1 protein-coding gene is annotated in these 1,735 nt (G+C 67.2%); it reads right to left on the bottom strand.

Translation table 11 applies throughout. The features are described 5' to 3' along the window. A partial coding sequence (locus ACXJL8_RS40280) for a DUF1522 domain-containing protein (protein WP_456686951.1) occupies positions 1 to 1,735 on the bottom strand: 1,735 nt, incomplete at both ends.

Here is a 1,735-nt window from a genome sequence, read left to right as displayed (position 1 = left end):
GTCGATCTGGTTCAGGATGTTGTTGTACTGAGACACCAGGTTCGCACGCGAGGTCTGAGCAACGGTGTCCTGGACGGGGGTGGAAGCCGTCGAGAAGGTCAGCGACGAGGTCAGCGTACCGCCGATCGCACCACCTGCAGCGCTCGAACCGATGGTCGAGGACGCGTAGTCGTTGGTGGTCGAGATCGTCAGCAGGCCGTTGGCGTCGATCGTCGCGGACAGGTTGTTGGCCTGAAGCTGCGTATTGAGCTGATCGAGCGTCTTGACCGTGCCGTTGGTGCCATCGCCGAAGGTGACGTTGACCGCCGTGCCGCCGTTGAAGGAGGCGAAGGTCAAGGTCTTGCCGGCGATGCCGCCGATGCCCGAGGTGCGCGCCGCGGTGAAGGCGGTCGCGGTCCCGGTGTTGCCGGCGAGGCCAAGCGCGTTCAGCGCGTTGCCGGTGCCGGTGATCGACAGATCGGCGTTGACGCCGGTCGAGAGCTTGAGCTGACCCGAGGCGTTGATCGACGAGTTGGTCTGGCCGCTCGCGGTCGCAAGCGTCGCAGTGCCGTTGGCATTGACCGTCGCGGTCTGCACGCCGGTGGCAAGGTCGATCGCCTTCAAGACGTCGTTGACCGTGCCGGCCTGCAGATAGACCGTCGAGTTGCCGTTGCCGTCGGTGAGAACGTTACCGCTGGCACCATAACCCGTCGGAACGCTCGGAGCACCGGTCGAGCCCGGGATCGGCGCGTTCTTGAAGGTGATGACGTGACCGTYGACGTTCAGCGTCGAACCGTCCGCGATGGTCGCACCCAGCGAGGCCGCGCTCGTGGTTCGGTTGACGTTGACGGTGGCATTGCCGCCGCCCACGGCCGTGGTCAGGCCGAGAGCCTTGAGSAGGTCGGCCTTGCCGGTGACGCTCAGGTCTGCGCCCGTCGAACTCTTCAGCGTGACGGCGCCCGCAGCAGCGGTCGAAACGGCAGCACCGGGCTGGCTGGCGCTCACGGAGATCGTCGCAGCACCCGAGGTGATGGATGCCGTCTTCACGCCGCTGGCGAGATCGATCGCGCTCAAGAGATCGTTCACGGTCGCGAGCGAGGCCGGCGTGGCGGTGTCGCCGAGATAGACAGTGGTATTGCCGCTGCCGTCGGTGACGAGGTGGCCGCTGACGCCCGAGCCGGACGGAACCGCGGTCGAGGCCGGCGCGGTGCCGCTGCGGAAGGTGATGGTCTTGCCGTTCACGGTCAGCGTGTCGCCGTCGGCGGGCTGGGCGTTGCCGAGCAGGCCGGTGGCGCTCGTGCCGCTGGTGGCGATCAGGGTGATGGTGCCGGCCAGGGCCGTGGTGCCGTCACCGGCCGTCGCGCCAGTGCTTGCAAAGGAGCCGATGGTAGCGCCGAGCGTCGTGGTGCCGCTCGCCGCGGTGGTGCCGCCGGCCGCGCCGCTAAACACCACGTTGCTGCTCGCCGTCGCGCTGGCGTAGGAGGTCGTGCCGCGCAGGTCGGCCGCCGTCGCACCCGAGATGGTGGTGGAGACGTTCGACTTGGTGGAGTAGCCGACGGTGGTCTGCAGCGCCTGGTTGGCGATCGACTTGGCGCTGTCGATCAGCTTCTGCAGCGAGGTGATGCCGGTGTTGGCAGCCTGCAGCACCTGCACGCCGTTGGCGATACCGTCGAGCAGATTGTTGATGTCGCTGGCGCGGTTGTCGAGCGACTGTGCCGTGAAGAAGTTGGTGGGATTGTCCAGGGCCGAGTTGACG

The organism is Bradyrhizobium sp. P5_C11_2, from assembly GCF_054049755.1.
This window is presented reverse-complemented; position numbering and strand designations above follow the sequence as displayed.